Source organism: Ruminococcus sp. AF20-12LB (assembly GCF_003478985.1).
Classification (GTDB): domain Bacteria; phylum Bacillota; class Clostridia; order Lachnospirales; family Lachnospiraceae; genus Blautia_A.
Genome location: NZ_QUGH01000001.1, coordinates 479,199 through 498,360, shown reverse-complemented (window position 1 = coordinate 498,360; position 19,162 = coordinate 479,199). Strand labels below are relative to the sequence as shown.

Here is a 19,162-nt window from a genome sequence, read left to right as displayed (position 1 = left end):
CGGATAGAAAGAAAATATTTCATTCCGTCTGAATTTTTCTGTTTTTATTATACAATAGTGTACATTAGTGAGTCAATTGCAACTCTGACTTTTTATACAAAAAAAGACCTCCAGGCGAAATATTTTTAAGCATTTCGCCGAGAAGTCTCTTCTCTGATCTGCCGGCTCAGAAGCTGCGGCAAAGTTATTCTTATGATAAAGCTTTACTGGATAGAAACTACGTGATATCCCCTGTCTTCCACTACCTTCTTAAGCTCTTCGTCGGATATCTCTCTGTCGTAGGAAACCACTGCCTCACCTTTTTTCAGGCTTACTTTTGCTGCCGCACCGTCAATGCGGTTGATAGCTCTTGTGACACTGGCCACACAGTTCTCACAATGCATACCGGTGATCTTCATGGTTTTCTCGCCCAGCTTGGTTCCATCCAGCTTCTTCTTCGGAATCTCCGGCTTGCTGCCGCCTCCGCAGCAGGCACCTTCCCCCTTCAGATGTTTATATGCACCTTTTCCGGCAAACAACATAATGATGATAACAGCAATGACAACAATTGCATTTGCCATGATTTCTTTCCCTCCTGATCACTTATGCATTCCATTGCACCCGGAGCAGCCGGAACAGCCGGAGCAATGGCCGGCACAACCGCCTGTACGTGTATTACCGGCACAGCCGACACAGCTGAGCCCCTGTTTCTTTCTTGAATAGAGATAACTGATCACAAATACGCCATATGCGATCACCAGTGCCAGTACAATAATATCCGCTATCATACTCATATCTGTCACCCTTTCTTTCGCTGTACAGCCGGTAAACTGCTGCCAGCCTCTGATGAATACTTTTGTAAAAAACTTCTATATTTTTTCAGGCTTATTATAGCACAGAAGACCAGGTATTTACATCCCCGGTCTCCTGCATTTCTTATCATATGTACCGGATCGTTACTGTATGACCGGTTTTCAATTAATCTGCTGCCTGTACAGATCTCTTTGTAACATCGTTCTGGTTCTTGTACGGATCTGGTCTGAACAGAAGGAAGAGCAGGATCGCTACAAGGATCAGCGCTACGATCGTTCCGATTCCGAAGGAACCGGCACCTGTGACAACAAGACCGATCTGATATACACAAAGTGTTACAACATAAGCAAAAATGTTCTGGAAGAGAATTGCAAACCAGAACCATTTTCTGGACTGCATCTCATGTGCCATTGTAGAAATAGCTGCAAGGCACGGAGAGTCAAGCAGATTGAACAGCAGGAAAGAAAATGCTGCTACTGCTGTCGGGAACCATGCTTTGATCGCTGCACCAACAATCATGGTATCCTCTGCATCATCTCCAGCTACGTTTGCAAGAACACCCATTGTACTTACGATGGACTCTTTTGCGGAGAATCCGGAGATGGAGGCTGCAACCGGCTGCCATTTACCAAATCCAAGAGGGGCAAAGATCGGAGCAAGGATACCACCAAGGATAGCCATGATACTGTCGTTGCTGTCCTCAACAAATCCGATTCCGCTTCCTGTATTTCCGATGCTGGAAAGGATCCACATGATAACTGTTGCAAGGAAAAGAATGGTACCGGCTTTGATGATGAAGCCTTTCAGTCTCTCCCAAACGTGAAGCAGAACTGTCTTTACAGACGGAATATGATACTGTGGAAGCTCCATTACAAACGGAGCAGGTTTACCGGAGAAAGGTTTGGTTTTCTTCAGAATGATAGCAGATACAAGAACTGCTATAACACCGATAAAGTACATCAGTGGTGTGATGAAACCAGCAGCTACGTAGTCACCGGTTGCATAAGCTGTCATGATGCCACCCATAAGAGCGATAACAGGAAGCTTGGCACCACATGGGATAAATGTCGCTGTCATAATTGTCAGACGACGGTCATTATCTGCCTCGATCGTTTTGGAAGCCATGATTCCAGGGATTCCACAGCCGGAGGAGATAAGAAGCGGGATAAAGCTCTTTCCGGAAAGTCCAAAATGACGGAATACACGGTCCATGACGAATGCGATACGAACCATATAACCGCAGTCTTCAAGGATGGAAAGGAACAGGAACAGAATCGCCATCTGCGGAACAAATCCAAGCACTGCCCCAAGACCACCGATGATACCGTCAGATACAAGGCTTACCAGCCAGTCAGCAACACCAGCATTGCCGAGTCCATCCGATACAACACTCTGGATGGTTCCCACAAAGCTGTCATTTGTCCAGTCTGTTACCATGGTACCAACTGTTGTTACCGATACATAATAAACGATGAACATGGTAAGGATAAAGATCGGAAGGCCGAGAATACGGTTCGTTACAATACGGTCGATCTTATCGGAAACTGTCATCTTATTTCCGCTTCTCTTAACGTTTGCAGAAACAACCTTCTGGATGTACTGATATCTTCCATCCGTTACGATACTCTCTGTATCATCATCCTCTGCCTTCTCAAGCTCAGAAGCGATCTCCTCGATTCTGGACTGTGCAGAAACCGGAAGGTTCAGTCCTTCTTTCACCTTGCTGTCTCTCTCAAGAAGCTTTACTGCATACCATCTTCTGTTCTCTTCAGAGATATTTGCAGGAACAAGTCCCTCGATCTCGTTTACAGCCTTCTCAACTGCTTTCGGAAATTCCATCTGCTTCGATGGTACTCTGTGCTGGTTTGCACATTTGATTGCCTCATCAACAACCTCTTTAAGGCCTGTTCCCTTAAGAGCAGATGTCTCAACGATCGGGCATCCAAGTGCGGAGCTTAAGCCTTTTACATTGATATGGATATTGTTCTTCTTCAGAAGATCCACCATATTAAGAGCGATAACAACCGGGATACCGATTTCAAGAAGCTGGGTTGCAAGATACAGGTTTCTCTCGATGTTTGTTGCATCCACAAGATCGATGATCACATCCGGTTTCTCTTTCAGAAGGTAATCACGGCTGACAACCTCCTCAAGTGTATACGGGGAAAGTGAATAGATACCCGGAAGGTCTGTTACCGTTACGTCCTTCTTGTTTTTCAGTTTTCCCTCTTTTTTCTCTACAGTAACACCTGGCCAGTTACCAACGTACTGGTTTGCGCCTGTAAGAGCATTGAACATTGTAGTCTTACCACAGTTCGGGTTTCCGGCAAGAGCTATTGTTACAGACATTTTGCATCCTCCTTTTTTCAGGTCAGAGCCTGACGTTCTGTCATTTTTCGAAGCTTATTTTACTTTACTTCCACACATGCTGCGTCATGCTTACGCAGAGAAAGCTCATAGCCTCTGATGGTGATCTCAACCGGATCTCCAAGAGGAGCTACCTTTCGGATATAAACCTCGCTGCCTTTTGTGATTCCCATATCCATGATACGACGCTTGTAAGCCGGGTCGCCGGTTATCTTGGAAACAACTACTGTAGAACCTACTGCTGCATCACGTAAAGTCATTTCTCTTTTCCTCCCTGTTCATATTCCAATTCCTAATCTATCCTCAACTGCGCCTTCCGCAGTTTGGGGCAAATCCACTACCGGTCACTGCCTCTCAGTCCGGTCACACCATAATGTGTCTGGCCATTTCTTTATTGACTGCTACTCTGGAATCCTTGACATTTACGATCAGATTGCCGTCAAACTGGGAAACAACTGTCACTTCCGCATTCTCAACAAAACCAAGGCCTGCAAGAAATCTTCTTGTATCCTCCGCTCCTGAAATACGCTTGATCGTGCCCGTATCACCTGACTGTAAAAATAAAATCGGCTGCATGGAATCCCTCCGTTTCTTTCTAGTAATTAGCTTAATCTAATTAGTTAATTCTAACTCATAGGTTAGTTTATACTAAGTTTTTTCGAATGTCAATCCCCTAAATGAAAAAAGTTAATCAAGATTAAGTTTTTATAAACAAAATATAAAAAAAGTTCCTGCATTTTGAAGTACTTCTGTCTGGCAGAAGGTTGCCTCTCCTTTGCAGGAACTCTGTTCTGATTCTTTTTTTCTGTTTGCAGCCTGTTAAGCTAAAAACCCCTTCCGGAACTTTTTCTTTCTTCCGTGCTGCTCATATTTTATCTCTTAGTGGATCTGATCATCCAGCAGCTTCAGGATCAGATTCTCCGTTTCATTGATTCCGTAGCTTGCGCTGTTGATACAAAGATCGTAATTATCCGGCTTGCCCCACTGAGCTCCGCCGTAAAAATTGTAATACTGTCTGTGCTGGCTGTCCATCTTTTTCAGGAAACGGACTGCCTGCTTCATATTCATCTTCCTTACATCCATAACATGCTGCACACGGATAGCAAAAGGAGCTGTGATAAACAGACTGATATGTGGAATGTGATTGTTTTTGAGGATCGCATCCGCACACCTTCCCATAATGATGCAATCCTCTTTTGAGGCCAGATCGCAGATCAGGTCACTCATGTTAAAGAATACCGCATCCTGTTTCGGAAGGCCATGGTAACGGTTGAATTCCCGGAACCAGCCCTTGAGATCAAATTTATGCTTCTTCTCATATTTATTGAAATCCGCAAAATATTCCGCATCGTTGACCGCGCCCTTTTCCGCCTCAAGACGCCTTAATACCTGATCAAAGATCTCCACATCATAATAGTTGATCCGAAGCTTGTCTGCCAGTCCGAAACCGATATCATTACCGGCACTTCCCTGTGTACGGCTGATGCAGATGACCAGATGGTCATTCTCAGAGATTTTTTCTCTGCGCTTGATCATATGATTCAGCGCCACACGTTCCTTATCCATGATATCCGTAGCAACAAAAGTCTCCGGCAGCGTCAGGATCTCCTGAAAGATCTCATCATATTTCTTCATGAGACGGCTTTTTTCTTCTTTATCCTTGATGGTCCTGGCCATGTTACTGATCAGTGCCATCTCGCTTCGAAGAAGATGTCCGTCCGGTTTGGTATACATCAGAGCACTTAAGTTCCGGATAGTGCCTTCTCTGTCACCGGTGAAGGTACGTCCAAGGGAAGATCCTACGCTTTCATAAACCTCGCCATCCAGTTCATAAAGTCTGGTGGCAAGCTCTCTGCATTTCTCTCGAATGTTATTATCCTGCATATTGATCCTCCTCCCTTATAAAAAGAATACCAGCATATCGATGATGAACATCGGTACCAGGAAACAAATGGACCATGCCATATATCCGAAGAAGGACGGCATGTTGATACCATTTTCGTCAGAAAGTGTCTTGACCATAAAGTTCGGAGCATTGCCGATATATGTATTGGCGCCCATAAATACAGCACCGCAGGAAATCGCAGAAAGAAGCTTTACAGGAACTGTTCCCAGTGTTGTTGCGATTCCGTTTGTAAATCCAAGAGTTCCTGCTGTTGTCAGAAATACCAGATAGGTCGGCGTATTATCCAGGAAACTGGACAAAGCTCCGGTCGCCCAGAACATCTGGTACGGCTCGGTGATACCAAGATTCGGTCCTACTGCTTTCAGAAGCATCAGGGCTGGCTGCATGGTGATAAAAATACCGATGAAAAGTACTGCAACCTCCTTGATCGCACCCCAGGTAAAATGGTTCCGCACACGGATCCTTTTATCTGTTGTCTTAAAGGACAGAAATGCAGCTGCCAGGATCAGGACGATCTCAATGATTGACGGGAAGCTTAAAGTAACCTCACCGAAAATATGAAGCCCCTTTACATTTCCGGCTGCATCCTGGAATGCAGGCATACCGGGAAGCATTCCACTTAAGATAACACCCACAACGATCATCACAAGGAAGATGATATTATGAAGACCCTCGATCTTAAACTCGGTACCCGGTTTGCTGATATCCGGTTTACGTCCCTCTGCGATATCCTTCTTGTAAGAGCGCATATCCAGATGATAGAACACAAACAGAAGGATCACCATATTAAAGATCAGTACCGGAAAAAGATGAAGGCTCCAGAAAAACGGAACTCCTCGCATGAAGCCCATCAGAAGCGGCGGATCACCGATCGGTGTCAGGCAGCCACCCATGTTGGATACCATAAAGATGAAAAAGATCATAATATGACCCTTTCTCTTTCTCCAGGAATTCATTTTGATCACCGGACGGACCATCAGCATGCTGGCTCCGGTAGTTCCGATACAGCTGGAAAGCAGGGTTCCCAGTGCAAGAAGTCCTACATTTACTCTTGGCGAACCCGCAAAATCGCCCTCAACTGTAATGTTACCGGATACACAGAACAGTCCGAATAACAGGATGATAAATGTAAGATAGTCATTGATCACGCACTCCAGTACTGTTTCCGCAGTTTTTCCGGCACCGTAAACAACTGCAAACGGAATGATCATAAGAACGATCCAGAATGCAACCACAACGGGCTGATGTGACTCCCACCACTCACCCTTTACCAGCGGCATCACTGCAACACACAGAAGAAGGCCCGCAAAAGGGATACAAAGCCACACCGGCACACCAGATCCTGTCCCACCGTTTCCAGCTGCCCATACACCCACAGGACATGCCAGAAATACTGTCAGAAAAGTACACATGACGGTTAATAATTTTTTCAAAATTTTCACCCCTCACATAAAATTTTTTTACCAGTGAAATTATAACATATGGCGTCCTAAAATCAACTGTGTAGATGTGCAATTTATACTCGAGCCCTCTCGCTTTTTTGTGCATTTTGTCGGTGTGTCATAGCAGTTTTTGTTTGTTTTCAAACACACGACCAGATTTTCGGATATTGTTTTCTATATCTGTTATATAATTTATATATATTGTCTCTCTGACAAAAAAGCAGCCGTATTCTCCATCGGTACACTGCCCTTTCCGGAAAATACTGCTGCTTTTGTATCTGTTATTTTTTTATTATTCCATACACTCGTCAAGGATCTCTGCCATCTTGTCGATATCCTCTTTTGTGATCACAAGAGGAGGAACAAGGCGGAGAACATCACTTCCTGCTGAGATCACCAGAAGGCCTTTTGCAAGAGCTTTTTTCACCACGTCTCCTACCGGACGTCCCTTGATCACGATACCCTGCATGAAGCCTTTGCCTCTTCTTGTTTCTGCACAGTCATGCTTTGCAACCAGTTCGTCCAGCTTCTCCTCAAAATACGGAGTAAGTCCCTGCACATGGGAAAGGATCTGATCTTTTTCAAAAATGTCAAATACCTTGCTGACTGCTGCACATACGAAGGGATTTCCGCCGTAAGTGGTTCCGTGGTCGCCTGGCTTCAGGGAAGCTGCAGCTGCTTTTTTGTTCAGCACAAAAGCCCCTACCGGAACACCACAGCCAAGTGCTTTGGCACAGGTCATGATATCCGGCTGTACTCCATATGCCTGCCATGCAAAATAATGTCCGGTACGTCCCATACCGCACTGGATCTCGTCCAGGATCAGGATGATATCCTGCTCATCACAAAGCTTACGTAAGCCTTCCAGGAACTCTTTTGTAGCCGGATAAATACCGCCTTCTCCCTGTACGGTCTCGGTGATGATGGCACAGGTCTTATCTGTGATCTGAGCCTTTACACTCTCAAGATCATTGAAATCTGCAAATTTCACCCCACCCATCAGCGGCTCAAAGGGTTCTCTGTAATGTGCATTGCCTGTCACGGAAAGAGCGCCGATGCTACGGCCGTGGAAGGAATGGTTCATGGCAATGATCTCATGGTCTGCATGGCCATCTCTTTCGTAGGCATATTTCTTGGCAGCCTTCAGAGCACCCTCAATGGCCTCTGTACCACTGTTTGTAAAGAAAGCCTTTTCCATATGGCTTGCCTGTACAAGTCTGGCTCCTGCATCAATGATCGGCTCATTGTAGTACAGGTTGGAAATATGCATCAGCTTGTCGATCTGGGATTTCAATGCTTCGTCATAGCCCGGATAATGATATCCCAGGGCATTTACAGCGATACCTGCCGCAAAATCCAGATATTCCTTTCCTTCGGAATCATAGAGGTAACAGCCCTCACCTTTTTCAAAAACTACCGGAAAACGGTTATATGTATGAAGAATACTGGCTTCAGATTCTTCCATCTGTTCATTCATGCTCATTGTAATATTTCTCCCCATCATCTTTTAAAATTGCAGTACCAATACCTTTGTTTGTAAATATCTCAAGCAGTAAGCTGTGCGGGATCCTTCCATCCAGGATATGAACTCTGTTTACACCATGCTCGATAGCGTCAATACAGTTTTTCAGCTTCGGGATCATACCGCCGCCCACAGTACCATCTGAGATCAGGTTCTCAGCCTCATCTACACGAAGCTCGGAGATCAGAGTGGAGGGATCATCTGCCTCTCTGTAAACACCCTCGATGTCAGACAGGAAGGCCAGCTTCTCTGCCTCAACTGCCTCTGCAATGGCGCAGGCTGCATCATCCGCATTGATATTGTAGGAATCAAAATTTTCGTCAAAGCCGATCGGGAATACGATCGGAAGGAAATCTCTTTCCAGAAGGTCCTGGAGGATCTTCGGATTAACCTTTGTAACCTCACCTACGTAGCCGATGTCTTCGCCTTTGGAAAGCTTTTTTTTGCACTGGAGAAGACCGCCGTCCTTGCCGCTGACACCTACAGCCTGTACGCCGAGAGATTCTACCAGAGTAACAAGCTCCTTGTTTACTTTTGCAAGAACCATCTCTGCGATCTCCATAGTGTCTTTATCCGTTACACGGAGACCGTTTACAAAATGCGGCTCCATGCCGACTTTGCCGACCCAGCGGCTGATTTCCTTGCCGCCGCCGTGAACAATGATCGGTTTGAAACCGACTAATTTCAGAAGGACTGCGTCCTTGATGACGTTACGCTTTAATTCTTCATCAAGCATGGCGCTTCCGCCGTATTTGATGACTACGATCTTGCGGTTGAACCGCTGGATATATGGCAGGGCTTCTATGAGCACCTCTGCTTTGTCAAGATATTTCTGATTTACCATGTGGGTGTCTCCTTTTTTTGAAAAATGATATGGATTGAAAAAGGTTTTGTTGTTGTATGTTGGAGGGATTTCTTTTTTATTATAATTTTGTCTCAGCTGACGGCTGTGGATTTGCGAGGAGGGGAGGCACTCGGAGTTCCGAAGGCCGTTTCCCCTCCTCGCGCTCCTCCCCTCCGGCCACGGGGAACGGGCTGTTGCCCGCGTTGCGGGCAAAGCGCCTGCTGCGGACAGGCTGTCGCAGACAGCCGCTTCCGACGCGCTTTCGCCGAAGGCGAACAGCTCGTCAGGCAGTCTTCGGCAACTGACGTTTAATACGACATAACTTCCGAGTTCCCGCCCTGAGGTTCCTCACATTCGTCACTCAGTCTTCGTCGACTGACGTTCAACACACCACAACTTCCGAGTTCCCGCCCTGAGGTTTCTCACGCTCGTCACCCAGTCTTCGTCGACTGAAGTTCAACACACCACAGCCAAGCGTGCCCAACGGAGGGGGTTCTTAGGGGGAGCGTGCGGGCTTCGCAACTTTGAGCTCGCTCCCCCTAAGGGTTTTCTCAGCTTACAAACTGAAACAAAACTACAACCAAACTCCACCATAAAAACCATTCTACAGAGTTCTTACATCAAGAACGATAATCCGCATTGATCTTTATGTAATCATAGGTGAGGTCGCATCCCCATGCAGTTGCGGATGCATCTCCCATCTTCATATCCGCGATGGCTGTCACTGCCTCTTCGGAGAGGATCTTAGTAGCTTCCTCTTCGCTGTAGCCTGTAGAAACTCCATTTTCAATGATCTTGATCTTTCCTGCTTTGCTCTCAAAGTAAAGATCTACCTTTTCCGGATCGAACTGAACGCCGGAGTAGCCGAGGGCACAGAGGATCCTTCCCCAGTTTGCATCGTGACCGTAAATGGCTGCCTTTGTTAAGGAAGATGTTACTACGGATTTACTTAAGGTTACGGCTTCTGCCTTGGTGGCTGCGCCGATGACCTTGACCTCGAAGAGTGCAGTTGCACCTTCTCCGTCACCTGCGATCTTTTTGGCAAGGGTTGTGTTTACGTAGTTAAGAGCCTTTTTGAATTCTTCATAATCTGCGTTTTTCTCTGTGATCTTCGGATTGCCGGCCTGGCCGTTTGCAAGGAGGAGGACAGTGTCGTTTGTGGAGGTATCTCCGTCAACGGATACCATGTTGTAGGTGTCCTTGATATCCTCGCTGAGTGCTTCCTGAAGAAGCTCCTTGGAGATATCCACATCACTGGTGATAAATCCAAGCATCGTGCACATATTGGGGTGGATCATTCCGGAGCCCTTGCACATACCGCCTACCGTTACGGTTTTTCCACCGATCTCGATTTCTACCGCTGCCTCTTTCTTCTCGGTATCTGTTGTCATGATGGCTTTTGCTGCCTCAAGGCCTGCCTCGCGGCTTCCCTCAAGCTTCGGTGCCATGGCTTTTACTCCGTTTGCGATACGGTCGATGGGAAGCTGCATTCCGATGACACCGGTGGATGCTACCAATACGCTGTCTTCCGGGATCCCAAGGCTTTCGGATGCTGCCTTGGCTGTTTCCCTGCAATAGCCGAATCCTTCCTCGCCGGTACATGCGTTGGCGATTCCGCTGTTGCAGATCACAGCTCTTGCACCCGGGTGATTATATACAATGTCCTGATCCCATCTTACAGGAGCTGCTTTTACCACATTGGTCGTGAAGGTTCCTGCAGCCACACAGGGAACCTCACTGAATACCATAGCCATATCAGTACGGCCTTTATATTTGATCTCTGCTGCAGTTGACGCTGCCTTAAAACCTTTTGCGGCTGTAACGCCGCCGTCTATGATCTTCATATTATATATCTCCTCTCAACGGTTATGCCGGATCCTGTCCGCTGTACCAGATCGAATATCTCAGTCTATTCAGTCAAAATCCTTCGGCATCCACCATATTTTATTTGTGATCCGCCTGTTTTACGGGCACATCGGGATCTGTTTCAGTCCTTCGTTCTCGTCAAATCCAAACATCAGGTTCATGTTCTGAACAGCCTGTCCTGCTGCACCCTTTACCAGGTTGTCGATAGCGCCCATCATGATGACTCTCTTTGTTCTCGGATCGATCTTGAAGTTCACGTCCACAAAATTGCTGCCTTCTACATTTCTTGTCTGCGGGCATACATCCTTGTTCAGGACACGTACAAAAAACTCGTCCTTATAATATTTGTCATAGGCTGCTTTTACTTCCTCGTAGGTAACATCCCTGGTCAGGGAGGCATATGCTGTTACCAGGATTCCACGGTTCATCGGAACAAGATGTGGGGTAAAGTTGATCATCACTTCCTGTCCGCATGCATATCCAAGCTGATCCTCAATCTCCGGTGTATGCCTGTGTGTGGCAACACCGTAAGCTTTGATGCTCTCGTTTACCTCACAGTAGAGATTCGGAACCTTGGCTCCTCTTCCTGCTCCGGAGGTTCCGGACTTGGCATCAATGATAATGGTGTTCGGATCAATGAGGCCTTCCTTTAACAACGGATAAATAGACAGTGTGGAGCATGTCGGATAGCATCCCGGGTTGGCGATCAGCCTTGCATTCTTAATATCCTCACGGTTGATCTCGCAGAGACCATAAACAGCTTCCTCGATAAACTGCGGAGCCTTATGCTCGATCCCGTACCACTTCTCATATTTTTTCACATCTTTAATACGGAAATCTGCACTTAAGTCGATCACCTTACATTTGGAAAGGATTTCTTCATTGATAAGGGATGCACAAAGGCCCTGTGGTGTTGCTGTAAAGATCACATCTACCTCATCTGCAAGTGCAGCCATGTTGTCATCCATACATTTGGCATCCACCAGCCTGAAAAAATTCTGATAAATATCTGCATACTGCTGATCTATGTAGCTTCGGGAGCCGAACCATTTAATCTCAACGTCTCTGTGTCCAAGAAGAAGTCTTACAATCTCATTTCCTGCGTATCCTGTCGCACCGATAATTCCTGCTTTAATCATCTTTCACATTCCTCCTCTGCCGTTTTTCCTACGGCTTAATCCCCCCTGCAGAAGCGTTTGCTATTCTTATTTATGCCTCTTTTTTATGTATTCTGATATCTGAATCTTCTGCAAAGGTCAGACAGACATCTTAAACCTGTCCGTACTGCCAGTTCATATGTCCGCCTTGTCAATGGATAGATTATACATCTTATCTGCATATTATGCAATAGTCATTTTTTTTGATTTTTCACGGCCTTTTCTGTTTTTCCTGTATTTTCTTATAATAACGCCTACTTTCAGATGCATTTTTATGCAAAATTTTTTTCATATTTTTCAAATTATCTCTTGCATATTTATAAAATCTGGTGTATATTAAGCCATGTCGACAGGACAGCCGAAAATTTTGTTTTGTTGTACATGAATATTTATTCACTCTGGTAAAGTTGTAAAACGGTATATTTTTTTCCAGATAACGTAAAAAAATCCACCGTCCCGGAAATGTCCGGAGCGATACAAAATCAAAAAAATCCCAGGAGGACATATATTATGAAAGAAAAAGTTGTTTTAGCGTATTCCGGTGGTCTTGATACCACAGCCCTGATCCCGTGGCTGAAAGAAACCTTTGATTACGACGTTGTCTGCTGCTGTGTAAACTGCGGACAGGGAAACGAGCTGGACGGTCTTGAGGAAAGAGCAAAAATGTCCGGTGCTTCCAAATTATATATCGAGGATATCGTTGATGAATTCTGCGATGACTTCATCATGCCATGTGTAGAGGCTGGTGCTGTATACGAGCATTCCTATCTTCTCGGAACTTCCATGGCTCGTCCGGTCATTGCCAAGAAACTGGTTGAGATCGCACGTAAAGAGGGTGCCGTTGCTATCTGCCACGGTGCTACCGGTAAAGGAAATGACCAGATCCGTTTCGAGCTTGGCATCAAGGCTCTTGCTCCGGACATCAAGATCATTGCTCCATGGCGTATGACAGATCTGTGGACCATGCAGTCCCGTGAAGATGAGATTGAGTTCTGTAAGGCTCATGGCATCACTCTTCCATTTGATGCAAGCCACAGCTACAGCCGTGACAGAAACCTCTGGCACATCAGCCATGAGGGACTTGAGCTTGAGGATCCATCACAGGCTCCGAACTATGATGACATGCTTGTATTAAGCGTAACACCTGAGAAAGCCCCGGATAAAGAAACTGAGATCACCATGACATTCGAGCAGGGTGTTCCGAAAACACTCAACGGAAAAGCAATGAAGGTTTCCGAGATCATCACAGAGCTGAACAAGCTTGGCGGCGAGAACGGCATCGGTATCGTTGATATTGTTGAGAACCGTGTTGTTGGTATGAAATCCCGTGGCGTTTATGAAACTCCTGGCGGAACGATCCTGATGGCAGCACATGACCAGCTTGAAGAACTGATCCTTGACCGTGAGACAATGGAAGCCAAGAAAAAACTTGGCAGCCAGTTTGCACAGGTTGTTTACGAAGGAAAATGGTACACACCTCTCCGTGAGGCTATCCAGGCATTTGTTGAGTCTACTCAGAAATATGTTACCGGCGAGGTTAAATTCAAGCTTTACAAAGGAAACATCATCAAGAATGGTACAACCTCTCCGTACAGCCTTTACAATGAGTCTCTCGCTTCCTTCACAACCGGTGATATGTATGATCACCATGATGCAGACGGATTCATCACTCTGTTCGGTCTGCCGCTGAAGGTTCGTGCCATGAAGCTTGCAGAAGTTAAGAATAACCAGAATCAGAACTGATCTTGCCGGATATTGCTCCGACAGATCATAAAAATGCCCCGGGAAGCTATATAAGTTCCCCGGGGTCTTTTGTTATATACTGCTTTGATCTTATAATAGATTTGATCACATAATATCTAATAAACGAAAGGTTTTTTTATCATGAACTCACAGAAAATGCCTCTGAAAAATTCTCTCTGCCTGCTTCTGGCCGCAACGATCTGGGGAATCGCCTTCGTTGCCCAGAGTGTAGGCATGGAATATGTTGGCCCCTTCACCTTCAACGGCGTCCGTTCCCTGATCGGCGCCGCTGTCCTGGTTCCGGTGCTCTTTATCCTGAACCGTTCCGGAAATAAATCCTCTGCTGCCACAGATTCCGCAATACCGGAATCCTCATCAACACTTTCAGAAAAAGCCGTATCCGACACTCCATATAACAGCCGTGACCTGTGGCTGGGCGGCATTGCCTGCGGATCCGCTCTTTTTGCTGCGAGCAGCTTCCAGCAGTTTGGTATCCAGTACACAACTGTAGGAAAAGCCGGCTTCATCACCGCCTGCTACATTGTCATCGTCCCGATCATCGGAATTTTCCTGAAAAAGAAATGCAGTCCCTTTATATGGGCAGCCGTTGTCATGGCACTGGTCGGACTTTATCTTCTCTGCATCACAGACGGATTTTCCATTGGCCTCGGAGATATTCTTATGCTGGTATGTGCTTTTCTCTTTTCCCTGCACATTCTGGTCATTGACTATTTTTCTCCGAAGACAGACGGTGTAAAGCTTTCCTGTATCCAGTTTCTGGTCTGCGGGATCCTGTCCATGATCCCGGCACTTATTCTGGAACATCCGCAGATTTCTTCCATTCTCACTGCCTGGCTGCCGATCCTGTATGCCGGCGTGATGTCCTGCGGTGTTGCCTACACCCTGCAGGTCGTAGGCCAGAAAAATGTGAATCCCACAGTTGCTTCTCTGATCCTTTCTCTTGAATCCTGCATCTCCGTGCTTGCAGGCTGGGTGCTCCTGGATCAGAAGCTTTCCATAAAAGAGCTCCTTGGATGTGTCATCATGTTTGCAGCCATCATCCTGGCACAGCTGCCGGAAAAAGAAAATAAATAAAAAACAGGCAGCCGGTTTGGTATTTTACCTTCCGGCTGCCTGTCTGCATGCATGTTTCTTATTCTGCTGCTTCTTCCTTCTTAATGAAGTTATTATAATGTGCCTTGATCTTATCAAAGCTCTCCTGGCTGATGTCATGCTCCATCTTGCAGGCATCCTCCATTGCAATCTCGGCCGGAACCCCAAGTCCCTCCAGCATCCTGGCAAGAACAATGTGACGCTCATAAATCTGATTGGCGATCTCTGCCCCCTTCTCCAGAAGTGTCACGGTACCGTAACGGTCCATAGCAATATAACCGTCTTCACGAAGAAGCTTCATTGCGTGACTGACGCTTGGCTTGGAAACACCAAGTCTGGTCGCAATATCAATAGAACGGACTCCTCCGCCTTTTTTGGATAAAACCAGAATTGATTCAAGATAATCCTCTGCTGACTGTCTGATCTCCATACAAAATCCTCCCTGCAAAAATTTAACTCTATATAGACCCTCTGAAGGGATCTGAATCCCATTCCTTCCCTGTTCTACAGGCGAATATTAACTTTTAATATACCGCTTAAAGGATGTTGTGTCAAGCATTTCGTACATGTTTATCTTGACATTAAAAATAATTTCCCCGATAATAGTAGCTGAACAATACAGCTGTTCTATAGCAGCCCGGAATCCCTTCCAGTGGTGCTGTCTTTTTGAACAGTAAAGAAAGGAGATTTTTTATGCTCAAAACCCTTCTGGCCCAGGTCAGGGAGTTTAAAAAGGCATCGTTTCTCACGCCTTTTTTCATGATCCTGGAAGTTCTCTTTGAGACTCTGATCCCCCTGGCCATGGCTTCCATCATTGATAAAGGTGTGGAAGCCGGAAATATCGGCCATATCTATCGGATGGGTGCAGTTATGGTAGTTCTTGCCCTGTGCGGACTCTGGTCCGGCGTCATGGGAGGAAAATACGGAGCACTGGCCTCCACAGGCTTTGCCAGAAACCTCCGAAAAGCCATGTACACCAACATCCAGACCTTTTCTTTTTCCAACATCGACAAATACAGCACTGCCGGCCTGATCACCCGTCTTACCACAGATGTGACCAACCTGCAGAACGCTTATCAGATGATCCTTCGTATGTGTACCCGTGCACCGGCCAGTCTGATCTGTGCCATGGTCATGGCATTTCTTATCAATGCAAAGCTTGCAAGCATCTATCTTGTCGCTGTTATCTTCCTCGGAGGCTGTCTGATCTTTATCATGCAGAAGGCCACTGTATACTTCCAGGCCGTATTCCGTAAATACGACGATCTGAACGCAAGTGTCCAGGAAAACATCGGCGCTGTGCGTGTGGTCAAGGCCTATGTCCGCGAAGACTACGAGATCAGTAAATTCCAGAAAGCCTGCAACAAAGTATACGAAATGTTCTTAAGTGCTGAGAAGATCGTTGTCATGAACATGCCCCTGATGCAGTTTACCGTTTATGCCTGTATCCTGGGGATCAGCTGGCTCGGCGCCAAAATGATCGTAGGCAGCTCCCTTACTACCGGTGAGCTTATGAGCCTTCTCACCTACTGCATGAACATTCTCATGAGCCTTATGATGCTTTCCATGGTTTTTGTTATGGTGACAATGAGTATTGCCAGCGCAGAGCGTGTTACGGAAGTTATCAATGATACTGCTGACATCACAGATCCGGAGGATCCGGTAACAGATGTCCCTGACGGAAGTATCGTCTTCGATCATGTGAATTTCAGCTATAAGAAAGACAGTCAGGAACCCGTTCTGAAGGATATCAATATCTCGATCTGCTCCGGCGAGACCATAGGGATCATCGGCGGTACCGGAAGTGCAAAATCCAGCCTTGTCAACCTGATCAGCCGTCTTTATGACGTAACGGATGGTTCTGTTTCCGTAGGAGGCATCGACGTCCGTAAATACCATCTGGAATCTCTCAGAAATCAGGTTTCCGTTGTTCTTCAGAAAAATGTACTTTTCTCAGGAACCATTCTGGAAAATCTCCGCTGGGGTGACAAAAATGCCACAGAGGAGGAATGCCGCCGCGCATGCCAGCTTGCCTGTGCCGATGATTTCATCGAAAAAATGCCGGACAAATACAACACCTTCATTGAACAGGGCGGCTCCAATGTTTCCGGAGGCCAGAAGCAGCGTCTCTGTATCGCCCGTGCTCTTCTGAAGAAGCCAAAGATACTGATCCTGGATGACTCCACCAGTGCAGTAGATACTGCCACAGACGCAAGGATCCGCCGTGCTTTTGCTGAAGAGATCCCGGATACCACCAAGCTGATCATCGCACAGCGTGTTTCCAGCATCCAGAATGCGGACCGGATCATCGTTATGGATAACGGGGAGATCAACGGTTTTGGTACCCACGAGGAGCTTCTTAAGACCAACGCCATTTATCAGGAAGTATTTCATTCACAGACCGGCGGTGCCGGTGATTTTGACGAGGGAGGTGAGCCGGCTTGAAAAAACAGAACATGAAAGGCCCGGGCGGTCCTGGCCCAAAGGGTATGGGAACACCGGAACAGCCGGGAAAGCTTCTGGGACGCCTTGCCCGTTATATCTTTAAAAACTACAGTATCCATATCGTGATCGTGGTGATCTGCATTTTTGTCAGTGTTCTTGCCAATGTACAGGGAACCATGTTCATGAAAACCCTGATCGACCAGTACATCACACCTCTTCTCTCAGCAGATACACCGGATTTCGGGCCTCTGGCTGCAGCCATCGCACGTGTGGCATGCTTTTACGCCATTGGTGTTATTGCCACCTATACTTATAACCGTATCATGATCAATGTTTCCCAGGGAACCTTACGTAACCTCCGAAACGATATGTTTGCAACGATGGAAACGCTTCCCATCAAATATTTCGACACTCACGCACACGGTGATATCATGTCCATCTACACCAACGACATTGATACCCTGCGCCAGATGATCAGCCAGAGCTTTCCGCAGCTGCTTTCCAGTGTGATCACCATCGTCAGCGTTCTTGTAAGTATGCTGATCCTGAATGTTCCGCTTACTGTAGTTACCCTGCTTATGGTTGCCATTATGATGACTGCCAGCCGGAAGCTTGCAGGCTTAAGCGGAAAATATTTCCTGGAGCAGCAGACCAACCTTGGTATTGTCAATGGTTATATCGAAGAGATGATGGAGGGTCAGAAGGTTGTCAAGGTCTTCTGCCATGAGGACGAAAGCATCCGGAAATTCGATGAACTGAACGACCAGCTTTTCACCAGCGCAGACAATGCCAACCGTTTCGCCAACATCCTGATGCCTGTGGTCGCACAGCTTGGAAATGTCAGCTATGTGATCTGTGCCATGGTGGGCGGTATCCTTGCCATCAACGGCATTGGCAGCTTCACACTTGGCGGGCTTGCCAGCTTCCTGACCTTCAATAAGAGTTTCAACATGCCTATCAACCAGGTCAGCCAGCAGTTCAACAGTATTGTTATGGCTCTTGCAGGTGCAAAACGTATCTTTGATCTTCTGGATGAAAAGCCAGAAGTGGATGAAGGCTACGTTACTCTCGTCAATGCAAAAGAGGAAAATGGTGTTCTTACCGAATCCGACAAACGTACCGGCCGCTGGGCATGGAAGCATTTCCACAAAGCTGAGGGTACCACTGATTATATCGAGCTGAAGGGTGATATGGTCCTGGAGGATGTAGACTTTGGTTATAATTCCAACAAGATCGTTCTCCATGACATCAACATGTATGCACAGCCAGGCCAGAAGATCGCTTTTGTAGGCTCTACCGGCGCCGGAAAAACCACCATCACCAATCTTCTGAACCGTTTTTACGACATTCAGAAGGGTAAGATCCGTTATGACGGCATCAACATCACCAAGATCAAAAAAGATGATCTCAGACGCTCCATGGGCATCGTTCTTCAGGATACCAACCTGTTCACAGCAACCGTTATGGAAAATATCCGCTACGGAAAGCTGGATGCCACAGATGAGGAGGTTATCGCAGCAGCAAAGCTTGCCAACGCCGACGGTTTCATCCGCAGGCTTCCGCAGGGTTATAATACCCTTCTTCGCGGGAACGGTGCAAACTTAAGTCAGGGCCAGAGGCAGCTTCTCTCCATTGCCCGTGCAGCCGTTGCAGACCCACCCGTCCTGATCCTGGACGAGGCCACCAGCTCCATTGATACCCGTACCGAAAAGCTTGTACAGGATGGTATGGATAAGCTGATGGAAGGCAGGACGACCTTTGTGATCGCCCACAGACTTTCCACAGTACGCAACAGTGACTGCATCATGGTCCTGGAGCAGGGACGCATCATCGAGCGTGGTTCCCACGAGGAACTGCTTGCACAGAAGGGCCGGTATTATCAGCTGTATAACGGCTGATCCAGGCTCACAGTTATTTTCAATCTAAAATATTCAATACAAAAAACATGCAGGTTGTATCTTTCAC

At 46.6% G+C, this 19,162-nt stretch carries 16 protein-coding genes; 4 read left to right on the top strand and 12 right to left on the bottom strand.

Annotation, left to right across the window (positions count from 1 at the left end; all coding sequences use genetic code 11):
- Nucleotides 1-203: 203 nt before the first annotated feature.
- The 11 genes from DWX61_RS02250 to argC form a co-directional block, all read right to left on the bottom strand.
- Nucleotides 204-560, bottom strand: coding sequence for a heavy-metal-associated domain-containing protein (locus DWX61_RS02250; RefSeq protein WP_118513188.1), 357 nt, complete (start codon nt 558-560; stop codon nt 204-206).
- An 18-nt stretch (nt 561-578) separates the two neighbouring features.
- Complete coding sequence (locus tag DWX61_RS02245; RefSeq protein ID WP_118513189.1) at nt 579-773, bottom strand: FeoB-associated Cys-rich membrane protein; 195 nt, start codon at nt 771-773, stop codon at nt 579-581.
- 184 nt (nt 774-957) lie between these two features.
- Nucleotides 958-3,141 carry a ferrous iron transport protein B gene (gene feoB / locus DWX61_RS02240; RefSeq protein WP_118513190.1) on the bottom strand — a complete coding sequence of 728 codons (2,184 nt, stop codon included), beginning with the start codon at nt 3,139-3,141 and terminating at the stop codon, nt 958-960.
- Nucleotides 3,142-3,200: 59 nt separating this feature from the next.
- Nucleotides 3,201-3,419, bottom strand: coding sequence for a FeoA family protein (locus tag DWX61_RS02235; RefSeq protein WP_015525998.1), 219 nt, complete (start codon nt 3,417-3,419; stop codon nt 3,201-3,203).
- Between the two features lie 103 nt (nt 3,420-3,522).
- Nucleotides 3,523-3,735, bottom strand: coding sequence for a FeoA family protein (locus DWX61_RS02230; protein WP_118513191.1), 213 nt, complete (start codon nt 3,733-3,735; stop codon nt 3,523-3,525).
- Between the two features lie 303 nt (nt 3,736-4,038).
- Nucleotides 4,039-5,043: a cytidylate kinase-like family protein gene (locus DWX61_RS02225; protein WP_118513192.1), complete on the bottom strand. Its 1,005-nt coding sequence runs from the start codon at nt 5,041-5,043 to the stop codon at nt 4,039-4,041.
- A gap of 15 nt (nt 5,044-5,058) precedes the next feature.
- Nucleotides 5,059-6,498, bottom strand: a complete 1,440-nt coding sequence (locus DWX61_RS02220) for a sodium:proton antiporter (protein ID WP_118513193.1) — start codon at nt 6,496-6,498, stop codon at nt 5,059-5,061.
- 301 nt (nt 6,499-6,799) lie between these two features.
- Entirely contained in the window at nt 6,800-7,990 is a 1,191-nt protein-coding gene (locus tag DWX61_RS02215; RefSeq protein WP_118623556.1) for an aspartate aminotransferase family protein, read from the bottom strand.
- Nucleotides 7,977-8,873, bottom strand: a complete 897-nt coding sequence (gene argB / locus DWX61_RS02210) for an acetylglutamate kinase (RefSeq protein WP_118513195.1) — start codon at nt 8,871-8,873, stop codon at nt 7,977-7,979. Before argB ends, DWX61_RS02215 begins: the two co-directional genes overlap by 14 nt.
- 620 nt (nt 8,874-9,493) lie before the next feature.
- Nucleotides 9,494-10,717, bottom strand: coding sequence for a bifunctional glutamate N-acetyltransferase/amino-acid acetyltransferase ArgJ (gene argJ / locus DWX61_RS02205; protein WP_021650304.1), 1,224 nt, complete (start codon nt 10,715-10,717; stop codon nt 9,494-9,496).
- 120 nt (nt 10,718-10,837) lie between these two features.
- On the bottom strand, nt 10,838-11,878 hold the full coding sequence (gene argC / locus DWX61_RS02200) for an N-acetyl-gamma-glutamyl-phosphate reductase (protein ID WP_118513197.1): 1,041 nt from the start codon (nt 11,876-11,878) through the stop codon (nt 10,838-10,840).
- A gap of 528 nt (nt 11,879-12,406) precedes the next feature.
- Here argC and DWX61_RS02190 point away from each other — a divergent pair.
- Entirely contained in the window at nt 12,407-13,639 is a 1,233-nt protein-coding gene (locus DWX61_RS02190) for an argininosuccinate synthase (protein WP_015526007.1), read from the top strand.
- A 141-nt stretch (nt 13,640-13,780) separates the two neighbouring features.
- Nucleotides 13,781-14,734: a DMT family transporter gene (locus tag DWX61_RS02185; protein ID WP_182433927.1), complete on the top strand. Its 954-nt coding sequence runs from the start codon at nt 13,781-13,783 to the stop codon at nt 14,732-14,734.
- A 58-nt stretch (nt 14,735-14,792) separates the two neighbouring features.
- On the opposite strand, the gene DWX61_RS02180 is transcribed toward DWX61_RS02185, so the two are convergent.
- Nucleotides 14,793-15,182: a metal-dependent transcriptional regulator gene (locus DWX61_RS02180; RefSeq protein ID WP_118513198.1), complete on the bottom strand. Its 390-nt coding sequence runs from the start codon at nt 15,180-15,182 to the stop codon at nt 14,793-14,795.
- 263 nt (nt 15,183-15,445) lie between these two features.
- Between DWX61_RS02180 and DWX61_RS02175 the strand changes: the two genes are divergently transcribed.
- Together DWX61_RS02175 and DWX61_RS02170 are read left to right on the top strand one after the other, a co-directional pair.
- A complete protein-coding gene (locus DWX61_RS02175; RefSeq protein ID WP_118623552.1) occupies nt 15,446-17,197 on the top strand; it encodes an ABC transporter ATP-binding protein in 1,752 nt (583 codons plus the stop codon).
- Between the two features lie 11 nt (nt 17,198-17,208).
- Entirely contained in the window at nt 17,209-19,095 is a 1,887-nt protein-coding gene (locus tag DWX61_RS02170; protein ID WP_118623666.1) for an ABC transporter ATP-binding protein, read from the top strand.
- Nucleotides 19,096-19,162 lie beyond the last annotated feature (67 nt).